General features: G+C 77.7%; 1 protein-coding gene. It reads left to right on the forward strand.

The genetic code is table 11. The features are described from left to right. On the forward strand, positions 1–1904 hold a 1904-nt coding region (locus tag AXW62_RS08775; protein WP_159060840.1), incomplete at both ends, for an SDR family oxidoreductase.

Consider the following 1904-nt stretch of genomic DNA (forward strand, 5'->3'; position numbering starts at 1 on the left):
GGACGACACCGGGCACCGCTCGTTCACCGTCTCCTCCCGCGCGGAGGAGGCCCCGGCCGAGGAGCCGTGGACGCGGCACGCCGACGGTGTGCTCGCCTCGGGTGCGCCCCGGCCGTCGTTCGCGCTGACCGCGTGGCCCCCGCAGGGCGCCGAGGCGGCCCGCACCGAGGAGCTGTACGCGGCCCTGGCGGACGGCGGGCTGCGGTACGGCCCGGTGTTCCAGGGGCTGACGGCCGCCTGGCGGCGCGGGGACGAACTCTTCGCCGAGGTACGGCTGGACGAGTCGGCCGCCGCCGACGCGCAGGCGTACGGACTGCACCCGGCGCTGCTCGACGCCGCGCTGCACGCGCTCGGCCTGGACGGCCTGGGCGACGGTGACGGCCAGGGACGGCTGCCGTTCGCCTGGAGCGGGGTGTCCCTGTACGCGAGCGGCGCCTCGGCGCTGCGGGTGCGTCTGGTGCCGCGGGGCGCGGACGGTGTCCGGCTGGAGGTCGCGGACCCGGCCGGTGCGCCGGTCGCCGCCGTGGACTCGCTGGTCCTGCGCGCCGTCTCGGCGGAGCAGATGCGGTCCGCGCGGGCGGCGTACCACGAGTCGCTGTTCCGCGTGGAGTGGACCGGACTCCCGGCCGGAGCGGGCGCCGGGGCGCCCACCGGTGGCCGGTGGGCGGTGCTCGGTGCGGACGCCGTCGGGCTCGCGGGCACCGGGGCCGAGGTCGTGGCGTACGCGGATCTCACGGCGCTGAGCGAGGCCGTGGCGTCCGGGGCGGCCGTACCGGAGTACGTGTTCGTGACGCCGGCCACGAAGGGCGGCGACGGGGTGCCGGGCGCGGTGCGGCAGGCCACGGCCGGGGCGCTGGGCCTGGCGCAGGCGTGGCTGGCCGAGGAGCGGTTCGCCGCCTCGCGGCTGGTGTTCCTGACCCTGGGCGAGGGCGAGCCGGTGCGCGATCCGGCGCAGTCCGCGGTGTGGGGTCTGGTGCGTACGGCGCAGGCCGAGAACCCGGACCGGTTCGTCCTCCTGGACATCGACGGGCAGGACGCGTCGCTCACGGCGCTTCCGGCCGCGCTGGCGACGGACGAGGAGCAGCTCGCCGTCCGCGCGGGCGCGGTGTCCGTCCCGCGGCTGGCGCGGGTGCCGGTGGCGGAGGAGACGGCCGCCGGGGGCGCCTTCGGCGCCGCGGGCACGGTGCTGGTGACGGGTGCGTCCGGTTCGCTGGGTGGTCTGGTGGCGCGGCATCTGGTGGCGGAGCGCGGGGTGCGGCAGCTGCTGCTGGTGAGCCGGCGTGGCGAGCGGGCGCCGGGTGCGGCCGAACTCGGCGCCGAACTCGCTGAGTTGGGTGCTCAGGTGCGTTGGGCGGCGTGTGATGTGGCGGACCGGGACGCGCTGGCGGAGGTGCTGGCGGGTATTCCGGCCGAGCGTCCGCTGACGGCTGTGGTGCACACGGCCGGTGTGCTGGACGACGGGGTGATCGGTTCGCTCACCCCGGAGCGGCTGGAGCGGGTGCTGCGGCCGAAGGTGGACGCGGCCTGGAACCTGCACGAGCTGACCCGCGACCTGGACCTGACGGCGTTCGTGCTGTTCTCGTCCGCCTCGGGCGTGTTCGGCACCCCGGGCCAGGGCAACTACGCGGCGGCCAACGCCTTCCTGGACGCCCTGGCCGCACACCGCCGGGCCGAGGGGCTGCCCGCGATCTCGCTGGCCTGGGGCCCCTGGGCGGGCGCCGGTATGGCCGGTGGCCTGGACGAGGCCGACATCGCCCGGATGCGGCGCGCCGGACTGCCGCCGCTGTCCCCGGCGGAGGGCCTGGCGCTCCTGGACGCCGCGCTCACCACGGACGAGGCGGCACCGGCCCCGATGCGCGTGGACGCCGTGGCGCTGCGCGCCCAGGCCGCGGCGGGCGCGCTCG

This window comes from Streptomyces hygroscopicus subsp. hygroscopicus (assembly GCF_001553455.1).
GTDB lineage: Bacteria > Actinomycetota > Actinomycetes > Streptomycetales > Streptomycetaceae > Streptomyces > Streptomyces hygroscopicus.